The organism is Silicimonas algicola (genome assembly GCF_003970735.1).
Classification (GTDB): domain Bacteria; phylum Pseudomonadota; class Alphaproteobacteria; order Rhodobacterales; family Rhodobacteraceae; genus Silicimonas; species Silicimonas algicola.
The window spans coordinates 1,653,887-1,670,851 of the sequence record NZ_CP034588.1 but is presented as its reverse complement, the minus strand read 5'-3'; the positions used below and the strand labels follow the sequence as shown (position 1 = coordinate 1,670,851).

Below are 16,965 nucleotides of genomic sequence, written 5' to 3'. Positions count from 1 at the left end.
TTCCGAGGACCTTCACGATGAACATGTCGATGTGCTGCCGCGTTCTCGCGCCGCTTGTTGTGGGAATGGCATTTGCAGCTTCCGAACCGGCTGCCGCCTTTCCGTCCTCTGTCGGGCGAGACGCCTGCAATCAGGCGGAGACGCTCAAGACCTCCTATCTTCGGTGCGAGGCATTGGCTCAGGATGGCGCATTGAGCGGGTCCGGGATCGCCGAATGTTCGGAGATCTACGAGACCCTGAAGCGTCGCGTCTTCGACGGGAGCTATTCTGCCCTTCGCGCCTGGTACGAGGCGACCGAAGAGCTTCCGTCGCATCCTCCACGGGGCTTGAGATGCTGATCGTCCGGTCGCTTTCGACCTGCTGGATCGCGCCGCGAATGACCGCCTCTTGACCATGCCGGAGTGAGCGACAGGTGCGGAAATGCGCCACGGAATTGCCACGATTCCGGCGCTGTTTCAAAACTTGTTCCCCTTGCGAGGTCTCCCGATGCGCCGTCTCCTTTCGAAGTTGCTAAGCTCCGCCTCCGAGAAGCGGGAGAAGAAAAGCCGGCAGAAGATCTCGCAGCACATCGACTGGAGGCCGGACGCGCAGCGCCCCAAGAGCCGCAGCAGAGCGCTCAGCAAATCGTACCGTTGAGCCTCGAGCCTTGTAGCTTGGACAAGGGTCACGCCAGGCTTCGGTAGACCGTCCGGTCCGGTCAGTTGCGCCATGCGAGGGGGGCGGGATAGCCAGGCGCCCCACACGCCACCACAAGGACCAAAGAGCGCGCCACACGGGCGACTGCGCCTCTTTCGTTGCGGCCTTGTCTTCGTGCCCATATCCTGAAGAATGATGGCATGGCTCGAGTGTCCGACCGGGCGCGCCGGGTGCGCCGCCGTTTCGGCCAGCGTGAGCGACCCGATCCCGACTGACCTGTCCACGGGCCGGAACAAGGTCGGGTCTGGGTCGTTAGCCCATCACGAGATTGGTCAGGGACAGCGAGATTTAAGGGGAAAAGGTTTAGGTGGCAGTCGGAAAGACAAGAAAAGATGGCAGCTTAGCGATACTTGAAGCTCTGGCACAAAATCGGCTGGTGATCGAAGCGGTCAGCCCCGAGATCGATGGCGGCCGCTTCCCCGCAAAGGCGGTGGCAGGCTGGCCGGAGACGATCAGCGCCGATATTTTCGGCGACGGCCACGAGGTCATCGCCGCCGCGATCGTCAAGGACGATGGCAGCGAGATCCCCATGCTCAAGGGCGTGAACGACCGCTGGAGCGCCGAGGTCACCTTCGACGAGGTCGGACCGGCGCAAGTGACCATCGTCGCCTGGCGCGACCTCTGGGGCACCTGGGCGCGCGACACGCGCAAGAAGCTCGAGGCCGGTCAGGACGTGTCCGTCGAGATGGAAGAAGCGCGCCTGATCCTGGCAGACCTGAAGCCTCGTCGTGGAGAAGCCTCGGACTTGAATGCCCTCAATGCCGCCGCCAAGGCCGGCGACGCGGATACGCTTCTGTCGGCCGAGACCCTCGCGACGATGGCGCGTCATGGCCCGCGCGCCAACGTCACCCGCTACGAGGATCTGCCGTTCTGGATCGACCGCGAGCGGGCGGCCTTTTCGGCATGGTACGAACTCTTCCCCCGCTCCACCGGGCCTGAGGGGCAGCACGGCACCTTCCGCGACGTGATCGACCGGCTCGACTATGTGCGCGACCTGGGCTTCGACGTGCTGTACTTCCCGCCGATCCACCCCATCGGGACCACGAACCGCAAGGGCAAGAACAACTCCCTCAAGTCCGAACCCGACGACGTGGGCTCGCCCTATGCCATCGGTTCGCCCGAGGGCGGCATGGACGCCGTCCACCCCGACCTCGGCACGCTTGAGGATTTCGACGCGCTCGTCGCCGCGGCCGCCGACAAGGGGCTGGAGATCGCGCTCGACATCGCGCTGAACGCCTCGCCCGACCATCCCTGGATCGGAGAGCATCCCGACTGGTTCGAGCGCCGTCCGGACGGGACGATCAAATACGCCGAGAACCCGCCGAAGAAGTACGAGGACATCGTCAACTTCCGCTACTACCTCGACGACGGCCGCCCCAATGCGCCGTTCTGGGAGGCGATCCGCGACCTGTTCCTGTTCTGGGCGGGGCATGGCGTGCTTTGCTTCCGCGTCGACAATCCGCACACGAAGCCGTTCCCGTTCTGGGAGTGGATCATCGCCGAGGTGCGCGTGAAATATCCCGAGGCGATCTTCCTCTCCGAAGCCTTTACGCGGCCCAAGGTGATGAAGCGTCTGGCGAAGCTCGGTTTCAACCAGAGCTATACCTATTACACCTGGCGCGACACGGCGCAGGAGCTGACGGAGTACCTGACCGAGTTGACCACCAAGGACTGCCGCCACTACATGCGGCCGAATTTCTTCACCAACACCCCCGACATCAACCCGGTCGCCTTGCAGTACTCAGGCCGCGCGGGCTTCCGCACCCGGCTTCTGATGGCGGCATCGCTGGCGGGGAATTACGGCATGTACTCCGGCTTCGAGCTCTGTGAAAGCGCACCGCTGCCGGGCAAGGAGGAGTACCTCGACTCCGAGAAGTACCAGTTGCGGCACCGCGACTGGGACGCCGAGGGCAACATCAAGGACGACATCCGCCTCATCAACCGGATCCGGCGCGAGAACCCCGCGATGAAGGACTTTCTGAACCTGAAGTTCTTCGACGCGGGCGACGAGCGTGTCCTCTATTACGGCCGCTTCGATGAGGCGACCCGCAACTACCTTCTGTTCCACGTTCTGATCGACCCCCACACCGGCACCGAGTTCGACTTCGAGGTGCCGCTCTGGGAGTTCGACCTGCCCGATGCCGCCTCGATCAGGGTCGAGGACGCCATCCACGGGAACCAGTTCATGTGGCACGGAAAGGACCATTGGCTTGCCCTCGATCCCGTGAACCGGCCCTATGCCATATGGAAGCTGTTCCCGCCGGGAGGGGTCGCATGAACATCGCCGACAGACAGTCGCTAGCAGTCGACCCGGAAACCACCGCACCCGACTGGTACAAGGACGCCGTGATCTATCAGGTTCACGTCAAGGCCTACCAGGACAGCGACAACGATGGGATCGGCGATTTCGCCGGCCTGATGCGCCGGCTCGACCATGTGCAGGAGTTGGGTGCGACGGCGATCTGGCTCTTGCCCTTCTACCCCTCGCCCCTGCGCGACGATGGCTACGACATCGCCGAGTTCAAATCGGTCAATCCGCAGTATGGCTCGATGGAGGACTTCCAGGGCTTCGTCGACGAGGCGCACCGGCGCGGGCTGAAGGTCATCACCGAGCTTGTCATCAACCACACTTCGGACCAGCACGCCTGGTTCCAGCGGGCGCGGCGCGCGCCCAAGGGGTCGCCCGAGCGCGATTTCTACGTGTGGTCCGACGATCCGTCGAAGTGGATGGACGAGACACGGGTGATCTTCAACGACACTCACGACTCGAACTGGTCGTGGGACCCGATCGCCGAGCAGTTCTACTGGCATCGCTTCTTCGACCATCAGCCCGACCTGAACTTCGACAATCCGCAGGTGCTGGAGGAGGTGCTCGACGTGATGCACTTCTGGCTCGACAAGGGCGTCGACGGGCTGCGGCTCGACGCGATCCCCTACCTGGTGGAGCGCGACGGAACCAACAACGAGAACCTGCCCGAGACCCACGACGTGCTGAAGGCGATCCGCGCCGACCTCGACAAGCACTACAGCGGGCGGATGCTTCTGGCCGAAGCGAACCAGTGGCCCGAGGACACCCGCCCCTATTTCGGCGAGGGCGACGAGTGCCACATGGGGTTTCATTTCCCGCTGATGCCGCGGATGTACATGGCCGTGGCCCAGGAGGACCGCTACCCGATCACCGACATCATCCGGCAGACGCCCGCGATCCCCGAGGATTGCCAGTGGGCGATCTTCCTGCGCAACCATGACGAGCTGACGCTGGAAATGGTGACGGACCGCGAGCGGGATTACCTGTGGAATTTCTATGCCGAGGACCGGCGGGCGCGGATCAACATGGGCATTCGCCGCCGCCTCGCTCCGCTGTTGCAGAACGACCGGCGCAAGATCGAGCTGCTGAATTCGCTGCTCTATTCCATGCCCGGAACGCCGATCGTGTACTACGGCGACGAGATCGGGATGGGCGACAACTATTATCTCGGCGACCGCGACGGGGTGCGCACGCCGATGCAATGGTCGGCCGACCGCAATGCCGGGTTCTCGCGCGCCAATCCGCAGCAACTTTACCTGCCGATCATCCAGGACCCGGTCCACGGCTACGAGGCGATCAACGTCGAGGCGCAGCACAGCTCGCCCACGTCGCTCTTGAACTGGGTGAAGCGCATGATCGCGGTGCGCCAGCGCCACCCGGTCTTCGGACGCGGCGAGATCGAGCTGCTGTACCCCCGCAATCGCAAGGTGCTCGCTTACCTCCGCCGCTTCGAAGACGAGGTGGTGTTGTGCGTGGCGAACCTCTCGCGCCAGGCCCAGGCCGCCGAGATCGACCTGTCCCAGTTCAACGGTCGCGTGCCCGTCGAGCTCACGGGTCAGTCGCCGTTCCCGCCCGTGGGCGAGTTGCCTTATCTGCTGACGCTGCCTGCCTATGGCTTCTACTGGTTCCTCCTCGCCGAAGAGGAAGCCGCGCCGGAGTGGCACACGCCCTATACCCAGACGCTGCCAGACTTCCTGACCCTGACGACGCGAAACGGAACGATCTCGTCGGCCCTGGCCGATGCGTCTGCCCCGCAGTTCGAACGGCAGACGTTGCGCGACTACCTGCCGCTGCAGCGCTGGTTCGCCGCGAAGGAAGAGCGGATCGACGGCGTGAAGATGCGCCAGCTTGCCGAGATGGGGAATGGGAGCCACCTGCTCTCGGTCGTCGACGTCACGTCCGCCAGCGGTGAGGCGCAGTATTTCCTGCCGCTCTCGGCCGTCTGGGGCGAGGATGCGCTGACGATCGGACCAAGGTTGCCTGCGACCCTCGCAAAGCTGCGCCGCGCGAACCGCGTGGGCGCGTTGCTGGACGGCGCAGTCGACGAGGAGATGGCTCGGGCGCTGCTGTCCGCGATGGTCGAGGGCGTGGATTTGCCCGCCGGTGAAGGCAGCGTCGCGTTCCGGGGCAGCGATGCGCTGGCCGAGCATGCCGCCGACCCGGGCGAGCCGCGACTTCTGTCGGCCGAGCAATCCAACGCCTCCATCGCGTTCTCGGACAAGGTGATCCTCAAGCTCTACCGCCGCCTGCGGCAGGGGGTGCAGCCCGACATTGAGGTTGCCCGCTTCCTGACCGAGGAGACGGAGTTCGAGGCGAGCCCCGCCCTGCTGGGCACGATCGACTGGGTTGCCCCTGACGGCACGCCGACGACGCTCGCCGCCGCGTCGGAGTTCGTGCGGAACCAGGGCGACGCCTGGCGCTATGTGACCGAAGCGCTCGAGCGCGACATGGAGCGCGAGGAGATGACCGAGAAGATCTCCGGTGGCGAGGACGATCACGTCATGGGCGGTCCCCTCGATCTCGGCGCCGTCCTTGGCCGGCGCACGGGTGAACTGCACCTCGCACTGGCCAGCGGAAAGCCGGGCACGGCGTTCTCGGAAGAGCCGCTGACGGAGGGCGACCTCGCCCTGCTCGTCGACGATGTGACGCGAGAGGTGAGTGAGGTCTTCGACCGGCTCGCGGCACAGCGGAACGCGCTTCGCGACAGCGGGCAAGAGCTGGCCGACAAGGTGCTGGCCGCGCGCGGCGATTTCGAGGCGCGCCTGACGTCCTTGCGCGGAAGCAGTCCTTCGGGTGGAAAGTGCAGGATTCACGGGGATTATCATCTCGGACAGGTCCTCGTGGTCGAGACCGACGTGATGATCATCGACTTCGAGGGCGAGCCCACCCGAAGCCTGGGAGAGCGGCAGGCAAAGTCGTCACCCTTGCGAGACGTGGCAGGGATGCTTCGCAGCTTCGACTATGCGCTCTGGTCCACGGTGCGCCGCCGGATCGAGATCGGCGCCGACGCCGAGCGCACCCTTGCGGGTGTTGCGGGTTGGCGCGACGCGACGCAGGGCGCCTTCCTGGAAGCATACCGAGACACACTCGGCAGCGCATCGCTGCACCCATCTGACCGCGACTTCGAGACCGCGCTGCTCGACCTCTTCCTGATACAGAAAGCGGCGTACGAAGTGGCCTACGAGATGTCCATGCGGCCGGACTGGATCGACATTCCCCTACGCGGCCTACTGTCGCTTCTCGACGAAAACGGAGATGACTCTTGATGTGGGATTCCGCCCCTCCAGCAGCTGACATAGAAGCCATTCTGAGAGGTCATCATGGCGACCCCTTCCGCTATCTGGGGATGAGCCGTGCGACCGAGACGGACACGCTCGTGGTGAACGTCTTCGCCCCGGATGCGTCGGACGTCGAGGTCCTCGACCTCGATGGCAAGAGCGTCTGCGAGCTTGACCTGATCAACAACGAGGGCTTCTTCCACGGCGTTCTCGGCACGAAGATGAAAGCCTTTCCCTATCGGCTTCGCCTGCGCAATCCGCAGGGGCACGTCTGGGAGATGCATGATCCCTATGCCTTCGGGCCGGTGCTTGGCGAGATGGACGAGTATCTGCTTGGCGAGGGGCGGCACGAGGAGATTTATCGCCGCCTGGGCGCACACCCGATGACCCACGAGGGCGTCGAGGGCACGTCCTTCGCCGTCTGGGCTCCGAACGCGAGGCGGGTGTCTGTCGTGGGCCACTTCAACGCCTGGGACGGCCGACGGCACTCAATGCGCCGGCGCGGGGCGACGGGGGTGTGGGAAATCTTCGTGCCCGGCATCGGCAAGGGCGAGATCTACAAGTACGAGATCCTGGGCGCCTACGGGCATCTGCAGCCTCTCAAGGCCGATCCGCTGGGATTTGCTGCCCAGGTGCCGCCCGAGACGGCCTCGGTCGTACACGGCTTGGTGCGCCACGAATGGTCCGACTCCGGCTGGATCGAGGCCCGCCGACCCGACCAGCGCGCCGATCCGATCTCGATTTACGAGGTCCATCTCGAGAGCTGGCGGCGTGGCGGCAACGGCGAGGTGCTGAATTACGCCACGCTCGCCGACCAGCTTATCGACTACGTCACCGAGATGGGCTTCACCCATGTCGAGTTCCTGCCGGTCACCGAGTACCCCTTCTCCGGCTCCTGGGGCTATCAGCCGGTCGGGATGTACGCCCCGACCTCGCGTTTCGGCAGCCCCGAGGACTTCGCCGCGATGATCGACCGGCTGCATGGCGCGGGTATCGGCGTGATTGTCGACTGGGTGCCCGCGCACTTTCCGTCCGACGCCCACGGCCTCGCCCGCTTCGACGGAACCGCGCTTTACGAGCACGAGGATCCGCGGCTGGGTTTCCACAAGGACTGGAACACGCTGATCTACAACTATGGTCGCCGCGAGGTGGCGAACTTCCTGCGCGCCTCGGCGACCTATTGGCTGAAGGAGCTTCACGTCGACGCGCTGCGCGTGGATGCCGTCGCCTCGATGCTGTACCTCGACTATTCAAGGAACGAGGGCGAATGGATCCCGAACCGCTATGGCGGGCGCGAGAACCTGGACGCCATCGACTTCCTAAAGGGTGTCAACGAGACCGCGCGCGATTATGCGCCGGGCAGCCTGACCATTGCCGAGGAGAGCACGGCATTCCCGGGCGTGAGCCGCCCCGTCAGCGAGGACGGGCTCGGCTTCGACTTCAAGTGGAACATGGGCTGGATGCACGACACGCTGGAATACATGTCGCTCGACCCGATCCACCGGAAGTATCACCACCACCAGATGACCTTCGGGCTGGTCTATGCCTTTTCCGAGAATTTCGTGCTGCCGCTCAGCCATGACGAGGTTGTCCACGGCAAGGGGTCGATGCTGGGCAAGATGCCGGGCGACCGCTGGCAGAAGTTCGCGAACCTGCGCGCCTACTATGGCTTCATGTGGGGTCATCCGGGCAAGAAGCTGCTCTTCATGGGCTGCGAGTTCGGCCAGGAGAAGGAGTGGAACCACGACCAGTCGCTGGATTGGCACCTGCTGGACGACCCGTTGCACGACGGCGTGCGAAAGCTCGTGCGTGACCTGAACGCGCTTTACAAGGCGACACCGGCCCTGCACCGGCGCGATTGCAGCCCCGACGGCTTCCAGTGGATCGAAGGCGGGGACGCCGACAACAACACCTTCTCTTTCCTGCGGTGGGCCGATGACGGCCGTCCGGTTGCGGTGATCTGCAACATGGCCCCTGTCGTGCGGGAGGGTTACCGCGTCGGTCTGCCCATCGAAGGCACCTGGAAGGAAGTCCTGAATTCGGACGCCAGCGAGTATGGCGGCTCCGGGGTGGGCAATGGCGGCACCATTCGCGCCATGGGGGAGGGAACGCACGGCCAGCCGGTCTCCGCCACGGTGACCCTGCCGCCTCTGGGGACGGTCTTCCTCACGCCGGAATAGCGACGCAAAAAATCTCTGCCACAGGGGGGAACCTTTCCTGCGCCTGTGCGTTTGGACGGTCGTGAGGAACCTGGGGCACCGCCTCGTCAAGAGAGTTCCGGTCGCTCAAGCGGCACGAAAAACGGGGGGTGTGTCGCATGGTCGGGAGCCAGGTGACGGAAAAATCTAACGTCGATGAGCTTCAATCCCTTTATATACTGACCGACAGACTTTACCGCACGACGTCGATCGACGAGGTGTTCGAGGCCGGGCTCGACGCCATCACCTCGACGCTTGGATGTTCTCGCGCCTCGATCCTGCTGTTCGATGACGACGAGGTCATGCGCTTCAAGGCCACCCGCGGACTGTCTGCGGACTATCGGCGTCAACTCGAAGGGCACACGCCGTGGTCGTGCGGCGAGCTTTTCCCGACCCCCATCTTCGTCACCGATATCGACGAGACCGACGAACCGGACTGGATCAAGAAGATCATCCGGCGCGAGGACATCCGCAGTCTCGGCTTCTTTCCCCTTACGGTGAGGGGGCGGGTCGTAGGCAAGTTCATGACCTACTACGCCAACCGTCGTGTCCTGTCCGGACACGAGATGGACCTTGCCGTCACGATCGCGCGCCAGGTCGGGTTCAGCGTCGAGAGGCTGAGGGCCGAGGAGCAGCGGCAGGCGGCCGAGGCGGCGCTTCGGGACTCCGCGATCCGCTTCCGTCTGATGTCGGAAGACGCGCCGGTGATGATCTGGATGAGCGACCGCGACGGGTCGTGCCTCCACCTCAACCGGATGCTGAGGAATGCCTGGGGTATCAGCGAAGACGAGGTGGCGACCTTCGACTGGCATTCGACGATGCACCCGGACGACGCCGAGCACATCACCGCCGAGGTTGTGGCCGCGACAGTCCGGCAGCAGCCCTTCTCGGTCACCGGCCGGTATCGCAACGTGGACGGCGACTATCGGACCCTGACCACCACCGCTCGTCCCTATTCTTCGGCCACGGGCGAGTTTCTCGGGATGATCGGCGTCAACGTGGACATCACCGAGCAGGAAGAGGCGGCCGCGCAGCGGGAGATGATCTTCAACGAACTCAATCATCGGGTGAAGAACACCCTCGCCCTGGTGCAGGCCATCGCGCACCAGACCCTGAAGGGAGCCGAGGGAAGCCGCCTGGCCGACGACTTCCATGACCGCCTCGCAAGCCTCGCCGCAGCCCATAGCCTTCTGACCAAGGCGAACTGGGAAAGCGCGCCGCTCAGGGAACTGCTGACGGACGCCCTCGCCGTCTCCGACGCCGACGGGGCGCGGATCGAGTTGAATGGGCCCCACGTCAGGCTGAGCCCGAAGCAGTCGCTGGCCGTGGCGATGGCGATACACGAGTTGAACACGAACGCGATGAAGTATGGGGCCCTGTCCTGCGACAGCGGGAGCGTGCTGGTCGACTGGCAACTTCTGCGGGGATCCGACCTCGAACTGACCTGGGCGGAGCGCGGCGGACCACCCGTGGAGACGCCATCCGGTCGGGGGTTCGGCACCTTCATGATCGAAAGGGTTCTCGCCAACGACCTCGACGGCGAGGTCATCCTCGACTTCCAGAAGCAAGGTCTGCGCTGCACGGTGCGCGCGCCCCTGCAACGGGGGCCACAGTGAGCGCATCACCCGCCCGGGGGCGGCGCATTCTCGTGGTCGAAGACGAGTTCCTCGTCGCCGCGATGCTTCAGCATTTCCTGGAAGATCACGGCGTGACCGTCATCGGACCTGCCTACAACATCGACGACGCGCTCACGCTGGCGAGGGACGCGACCTTCGATGCGGCGATCCTCGACGTCAACGTCCGGGGTATCCGGATCGACCCGGTGGCGGCGTCGCTGACGGAGAGGCGCATCGGCTTCGCCCTGGCCACGGGCTATGGCAAGGAAGTCGTCGCCGCCTGGGCCGACGCGCCCCTCCTCGCCAAGCCATATTGCCAGGCGGACGTGGAACGTGTGCTCGAGCGGTTGTTTCCGATCGAATGACCGTGGTGTCCGTCCACAAGCGGCCTCCTATTTCGGCCATTCTTTTCCATATTGCGCGACAGGGCTTCGCTGTTAGGTTGAAAAGCAATTCTTTCCGTCTGCCGTGAATCTTCAACCTTTCGGGACCGATGGAACAGACCGCCAATCGCATGGAGCTTCATGAACCCGCCGACCGATACGAGCTTGCCTGCCGGGCGGCGGGAATCGGCGTTTGGGAATTGCATGTCCGCGAAGGCCGGCTGGCCTACTCGGACGTAGCGAGGTCGATCTTCGGCTTTCCTCCGGAAGGAGCCATTACGCGTGAAATCGTCCATGGCGCGATACACCCGGACGATCTCGAGGCGGTGCTCGCCGCGGCAGGTCGCGCGATGGACCCGAGCGTCCGATCCGACGAACATTACATGTATCGGATCAGGCGCTTCGACACGGGTGAACCGCGATGGATTCGTGCGCATGGAATCGCCGAGTTCGACGACGAGAGCCCGGACGCAAACGCGGTGCTCTATGCTGGTTCCGTTCAGGACGTAACCGACAGGGAATTGACCCGGCAGGCCCTCGCGGCAAGCGAGGAGAGGCTGCGGCTTGCGATAGACGCCGCCGAAATGGCCGTCTGGGATCTGGATCTCGAGACCAATACGGTAGCGCACTCGCCCGAGCTGAACCGCATGCTCGGGTTCCCGGAATCAGCCCATCCGACGGTCGAGGAGCTGCGTTCGAGGTATGCGCCCGGCGAACGCGAACGCATCGAGGACGAGGGCGCCGCGGCGCGGGCGCGGGGCGAAACGAGCCTGCAGGCAAGGGTGCGCTATCTTGTGCCGGGCAAGGGCGAGGTCACCTATGTCCTGCGCGCGGCGCTCGATCAGACGCCCAGGCTGAACGCCAGCGCGCAACGTGTGATCGGTATTCTGTTCGATGCCACGGATCAGGCCCGAGCCGAACAGCTGCTCACCACCATGAACCAGGAGTTGCGCCACCGGCTGAAGAACATGGTGCAGCTTGCTGGGGCTTTCGCTCGGCAGACCTGGTCCGGGGATGCGAAGCTCGACACTTACCTCGGTCGCATTCGGGCGCTTACCTTGTCCACCGAACTCATGTTCGGCGAACGCGAGAAGACCCTCCGGCTGGGCGCCCTCGTGGAGCGGTCGCTCTTGCCGTTCAGACCCGAAGATCAGGATCCCTTCGACATTCAGGGCCCCGATCTCGACCTTCCGGAGTCCGTGTTCACCGGAATTGCTCTTGTCTTGCACGAGCTTGCCACGAATGCCCTGAAGCACGGCGCTCTCTCGACGGAGACGGGACGCGTCACCCTGACGTGGACCGTGGAGGACGACCTCCTGCGCATGGAGTGGCGCGAAACGGGCGGACCTCGGGTCGATGCTCCCCGGACGGACGGTTTCGGCCTGAAGCTGCTTTCGGGCGGGGCGTTGCCGCCACCTCACTCGGTCGGCATCGACTTCAGGGCCGAGGGCCTCGTCGCCACGATCCTGGCCTCGCTGAGTGCGTAGTTGGGCGCAGGTTCCGTGGCGCATGCCCGCGGCGAACGCCGTGGCACGGCGACCCAGGGTTCGACAGGACGATCGAGGCTACAAGACCTTCAAGCCGTGCAGTGCGTTCCCGATTGTCTCGGTTCCCACAGCACCATCCCGGCGGCCTCGAGCCGTCCCAAGAGGCCAGTCTCCCAAGCAAGATAGGCGCGTGCGTCGTCGAGGTTGCCATTGTGGCGGTCGGCGAAGGGCAGTTTCGCTTCGGGCACCACGTCGTGGATGGGATCGTCGGCCGGCATCACAGTTTCGCTGTCGGCTCGCGCGGACGGCAGGGTCGGCGGCTCGGTCAGCACATAGGCGTCGAGTCCCATGCGGCGAAGCCACAGCACGCCGAACGTGGCGCGAACGAGCTTGGGATCCCAGAGGACTACACGAGCTCCCCTGACCGCAATGTAACGATCGATTTGCTGGAGGAGCGTGGTTCCCGGCGCGCTGCGGAAGCCGGGGGTGGTATGGCCTTCAGCCTCCTCACGGGGATCGAAAAGGTAGGTCGTGCGCTTCTCATCTTCCGTCCACCGGCCAAGTTCTGACGCATCCACCTCCGGGACGCGTTCTGACAGCAGCACCCTTCTCGCCATCTCCGTGGCAGCGTCCTGTGCCTCCGTCGAGGGCGGAGGAATGGGGCGGTCTGCTCCGAACTCCCGGTGTCTGCCGGACAACTCCCAGCCCTGTGTGCCGTCTTGCAGAGCAACGACGGGATTCGGAAGACCGAAGTCGCGCAGCGTCTGAGCGCCGATGATCGACCGTGTGCGCCCGGCGCAATGTACCACGATGGTCCTGCCCGGCTTGACGAAGGACGGAAGCCTCAGTCCGAGTTCCGCATTCGGGCAGCTGATGGCACCGGGAAGGGTGAACTTCCGATGCTCCTCAAGGGGTCTCCCGTCGATGAGAAGGGGCGGCTGGTCCCCGTCGATCAGGGCCGCCAGATCGTCGGGTCCAATGTCCGGAACGCCGAAGCGGTGCTGCACCCACTCACCAAAGGCCTTGGAAAACGTATGCTCGCCCTCGAACAGCGGTAAGCCCGCGGAACGCCAGCCCGGGATGCCGCCCGCGACGATGGAGATGTGCCGCCGTCCGACGGCTTCGAGACGCGCGGCCGTGCGCCGGGCTGCACCGTCGCCACCGTCGAGGAGGACGAGCGGGGTCGCTGGCCGGGGGACGAGGCGGCCGATCTCAAGGTGTAGTCGGCTGGAAGGGACATTGGTGGAGCCGAAGGGGTGCCCGCTCGCCGCCTCTGCTCTCTCGCGAAGGTCGAGGAACGCCCACTCGTCGACAGTGGGCGTGCGGAGCCGGGCCATGACCTCGTGCGGGCTGATGGGGATCATGCGGGCGACCGGTCCAGAAGTCCTTTCGCTCCCTCTGTCGGGGGACGCAGGTCCGCCTCGACGCCGAGGAGTCGCACCTCCTCCGTGGAGAGCTTCGCCAGATCGCGGGCCGCGACGACGAACCGCTCGCCCTCGTCTCGGGACAAGAAAGGCTCGGTCAGGGTCTCGAATTTGCGACGGTAGTCCTCGAACCCCCAAGGAAAGGCGCCACGCGGATGGGAGTCCGCAACGGCCAGTTCCTCGGTCAGTTCGCGGCCATCCGCAAAACGGATGACTGCTCTGCCGCCGTGATCCTTGTCGATGGGGCGGGCGGCGGCGAACCTGCGGTTCCATTCCTCGTCCTCCACGGTCCGCACCTTGCCCCAAAGGCGCACGAAGGCGGGGTCCGAGATGAGTGCAGGATCGTAGCTTCGGTCGTGGTGCCAGTCCCCGTCGACCAGCGCGCGGGCGAACTGGAAGGGCGCGGAATGGTCGAGCGTCTCCCTCGATGCGCGCGGGTCCCACTTGTCGGGGTCGCCGGAGCCCGAGCCCATGACCACATGCGTCATGCGCTTGGTGTGGATCGTGATCGCTTCCACCTGGTCGAGGTCTCCTAGCCGCCCGTGCAGCCTGAGTGCCAGGTCGATGATCGCCTGACCGTGGTATCCGGCGGAATGTGTTTTGGGCAGGGTATCGAGGATGGCGTGGCAAGGCTCGCCCTGCCCCGGCAAGGTCACTTCCGCGTCCTGCCCGCCGAGCAGGACGGCGAGGATGCCGTAGTCGCCCTCGTAGATCGGCGAGGGCGCCGTCTCGCCGCGCATCGCGCGGTCCAGTGCCTCGATGGCGCACTTGCCGATATGCCCGGGCGCCGAAGCCTTCCAGGTCGATATGCGCCCCTTCCTGATCTGCCGGGTGGACAGCGAGAGATGCGCGGCGAGGTTCACGGCCTCGTAGATCACGCTGGCCGGCTGACGCAGCATGGCCCCAAGCCCTGCCGCCACTGCGGGACCGAGGTGTGCCACGTGATCGATCCGGTGGTGCTGAAGCGGCAGGCCCCGGACCAGCGCGGTCTGGACCTCGTAGGACACGAGGATACCCCTGACGAGGTCGTCGCCCGTGCAGCCGCACTGCTGCGCGACGGCGAGAAGGGTCATGATGCAGTCGGCGGGATGGCTCGAGTCGAGCGCGAAGTAGCTGTCGTGGAAGTCGAGTTCGCGAACGGCCGTGGCGTTGGCGAAGGCAGCCCAGGTGCAGTCGGCGCGCAGATCGACCGGAAGGCCGACAATCCGCGCCCCGCCTTCGCGACGGAAACAGAGCGCCTGGGCCCGGGCCGCGGCAACGGGCGAGCGATCGAGAGAGGCGACGGCGATCGCCATGTTGTCGATCAGCCGGCACCCGACGAGGGCTGCGGCGTCAGTGTCGAGCGGACGGTCGCACGCGGCGAGGTCGGCCAGTGCCCAGGACAACTGCTCTTCAGGCGCGGGCCGCGCTTCGGGGCGGCACGGCCGGACGGAAAAGACCGTGCTCATGCCGCCGGGTCCTCCACGACCTGGCGGGTTGCCTTGCGTCCCACCATCACGTCCCGGATTGCCGAGCCCGCGACGAAGACCCCGGCGGTCGCCAGCAACCAGAACGAGATCGGCGTTTCCCAGAAGATCCGGTGGTCTCCTGCCGTCAGTTCGAGCGAGCGCCGATAGTTGGATTCCACGAGGTAGCCAAGCACCAGTCCCAGCACGAGCGGCAGGAACGGAAAGCCGAAGACCCTCAGAAGGTAGCCCACGACACCGAAGAGAAGCACCAGGTAGAGGTCGTAGGTGTTGTCATGGATCGAGTAGATCCCCGAGAAGACCAACGCAAAGATCGCGGCCATCAGGTAGGGCTTGGGCCGGTTCACGAGCCATAGCGCAGGCGTCATCATGACGATGCCGAGCAGAAGCTGTGCGATGTTGGCGACCACGAGGCCTCCGAATAGTCCGTATACGAATTCCGGTTCTTTCTGGAACAGCATCGGTCCTGGTGTCAGGCCGTGTATGAGCATCCCGCCCATCAGGATCGCGGCGGAGTTCGATCCGGGAATGCCGAAGCTCAGGACGGGAACGAGCGCGGTGCAGGCGACGGCGTTGTTCGCTGCCTCGGGTGCCGCGATCCCCTCCTCGGACCCCTTGCCGAATTTCTCGGGTTCCTTCGACCACCGCCGCGCCTCGTTGTACGACATGAAGGCGGCGATCGAGCCGCCCGCCCCCGGCATCACGCCTTCGAAGACGCCGATACCGCTGCCGATGCCCTGAGCGCGCCAGAGCTTCCGCCACTGGCGAAAGGACGGCAGCTTGATCCGGGTCTGTCGGGCGTCCGTCTTTCCCCAGTCGGGGGTGTTCGCCGTCATCATCAGCTCCGAGATCGCGAATACGCCCACCATGACGATCACGTATTCCACCCCGGTGAGAAGCTCGGGCTGTCCGAAGGTGAAGCGGGTGACGCCGGACATCGGATCGGTCCCGATGGTCGAGATCATCAGACCGAGCGTCGCCGTCATCATGCCCTTGATGAGCGATCCGCTGGACAGCGAGACGATGACCGTCAGCCCCAGGATGCCGAGCGCGAAATAAGCCGGGAAGTTGAAGGCCAGAGCCACGCGGGACAGGGGCTCGGTGAACAGGATCAGGAAGGTGATGCCTACGATACCACCGATGACACCTGACTGGAGCGAGATGCCAAGTGCCTCTCCGCCACGCCCCTCGCGGTGCATGTAGTACCCGTCGATCACGGTCGCTGCCGCCGCGTTGGTGCCTGGAGTGTTGATGAGGATCGCGGGAATCGAGCCTCCGTATTCCGCGCCGACATACGTGGCGCCGAGGAGGATTATTGCTGTGGTCGGGTCCATCCCGTAGGTGAAAGGCAGAAGGAGAGCCAGCGCGATCGACGGAGAGATCCCCGGCAGCGCGCCGCCGACGATGCCCCAGGCCACGCCGGCCAGCGCCGCGAAGACCGCGGGGGTGGTCGTGAGGATGTCCAAGGCGATGGCAAGTCCGTCCATTTGGGTCTCCGGTGCCTCAAAGGCGAAGTCTCGAGGGATGCATCCGGGCGTCCGGCCGGGCCTGCGGTCGCGTCAGCCGATGAGCGAGGGCCAAATCCCCGCAGGAAGAGGGATGTCGAGGAACCTGACGAACAAAAGGTAGTAAGCCACCGCCAGCATGGCGCTGACGCCCAGCGTATACACCCCTGCCCTTGCGCCGATGTAGGCCGACATCACGAAGACAAGGAGCAGGACGCTCAGCAGGTAGCCGAGCAGCGGCAGGACCAGAAGGAAGACGATACCGATCGCCACGACACCGGCAGCCTTGAGATGCTGCGAAAGCGAGAACTCCATGCCGTCCAGCTTCGGTCGGCTGGAGGCCGCGCCTTCGACGCGCCGCGCTGCCCGCAGGTACATCGCCTCGATAGCCAGCGCCCGCAGGATCAGAAGGACGCTGAAGCCCATCATCGCGATGGCGAGCGACCTCGGGAGGGCCGCGGCGTTCACGATGCCGTCGAGCGGGCTGATTGGGATATCGCCGGCAGCCCGCCAGTACCATCCACCGAGCGCCAGAGCGGCGAGGCCGATCCAGACGTCGCGGGGAACACGGAAGCGGGGTGCCGACGACTGTTGCATTTCAGAC

The 16,965-nt window shown here is 65.0% G+C and carries 11 protein-coding genes; 7 read left to right on the top strand and 4 right to left on the bottom strand.

All coding sequences use genetic code 11. The features are described from left to right. Positions 1-17: 17 nt before the first annotated feature. From EF888_RS08325 to EF888_RS08295, 7 genes are all read left to right on the top strand, one after another. Positions 18-338: a hypothetical protein gene (locus EF888_RS08325; protein WP_109758561.1), complete on the top strand. Its 321-nt coding sequence runs from the start codon at positions 18-20 to the stop codon at positions 336-338. 734 nt (positions 339-1,072) lie between these two features. Further along, complete coding sequence (locus EF888_RS08320; RefSeq protein WP_241239848.1) at positions 1,073-2,974, top strand: alpha-1,4-glucan--maltose-1-phosphate maltosyltransferase; 1,902 nt, start codon at positions 1,073-1,075, stop codon at positions 2,972-2,974. Next, complete coding sequence (gene treS, locus EF888_RS08315) at positions 2,971-6,270, top strand: maltose alpha-D-glucosyltransferase (protein ID WP_109758559.1); 3,300 nt, start codon at positions 2,971-2,973, stop codon at positions 6,268-6,270. The genes EF888_RS08320 and treS overlap by 4 nt, the downstream gene beginning before the upstream one ends. Then, positions 6,270-8,462, top strand: a complete 2,193-nt coding sequence (gene glgB, locus EF888_RS08310) for a 1,4-alpha-glucan branching protein GlgB (RefSeq protein WP_109758558.1) — start codon at positions 6,270-6,272, stop codon at positions 8,460-8,462. The genes treS and glgB overlap by 1 nt, the downstream gene beginning before the upstream one ends. A gap of 152 nt (positions 8,463-8,614) precedes the next feature. Continuing rightward, positions 8,615-10,096: a sensor histidine kinase gene (locus EF888_RS08305; protein WP_164721616.1), complete on the top strand. Its 1,482-nt coding sequence runs from the start codon at positions 8,615-8,617 to the stop codon at positions 10,094-10,096. Then, entirely contained in the window at positions 10,093-10,461 is a 369-nt protein-coding gene (locus tag EF888_RS08300; protein WP_126918540.1) for a response regulator, read from the top strand. The genes EF888_RS08305 and EF888_RS08300 overlap by 4 nt, the downstream gene beginning before the upstream one ends. Positions 10,462-10,589: 128 nt before the next feature. Then, on the top strand, positions 10,590-11,966 hold the full coding sequence (locus tag EF888_RS08295; protein WP_109758555.1) for a sensor histidine kinase: 1,377 nt from the start codon (positions 10,590-10,592) through the stop codon (positions 11,964-11,966). 89 nt (positions 11,967-12,055) lie between these two features. Here EF888_RS08295 and EF888_RS08290 read toward each other — a convergent pair whose 3' ends face one another. From EF888_RS08290 to EF888_RS08275, 4 genes are all read right to left on the bottom strand, one after another. Next, on the bottom strand, positions 12,056-13,330 hold the full coding sequence (locus tag EF888_RS08290) for a rhodanese-like domain-containing protein (RefSeq protein WP_109758554.1): 1,275 nt from the start codon (positions 13,328-13,330) through the stop codon (positions 12,056-12,058). After that, a complete protein-coding gene (locus EF888_RS08285) occupies positions 13,327-14,838 on the bottom strand; it encodes an MmgE/PrpD family protein (protein WP_109758553.1) in 1,512 nt (503 codons plus the stop codon). The genes EF888_RS08290 and EF888_RS08285 overlap by 4 nt, the downstream gene beginning before the upstream one ends. Continuing rightward, positions 14,835-16,343: a tripartite tricarboxylate transporter permease gene (locus EF888_RS08280; protein ID WP_126918539.1), complete on the bottom strand. Its 1,509-nt coding sequence runs from the start codon at positions 16,341-16,343 to the stop codon at positions 14,835-14,837. Before EF888_RS08280 ends, EF888_RS08285 begins: the two co-directional genes overlap by 4 nt. Before the next feature lie 72 nt (positions 16,344-16,415). Continuing rightward, positions 16,416-16,958, bottom strand: a complete 543-nt coding sequence (locus EF888_RS08275; protein WP_109759952.1) for a tripartite tricarboxylate transporter TctB family protein — start codon at positions 16,956-16,958, stop codon at positions 16,416-16,418. Between the last annotated feature and the right edge of the window lie 7 nt (positions 16,959-16,965).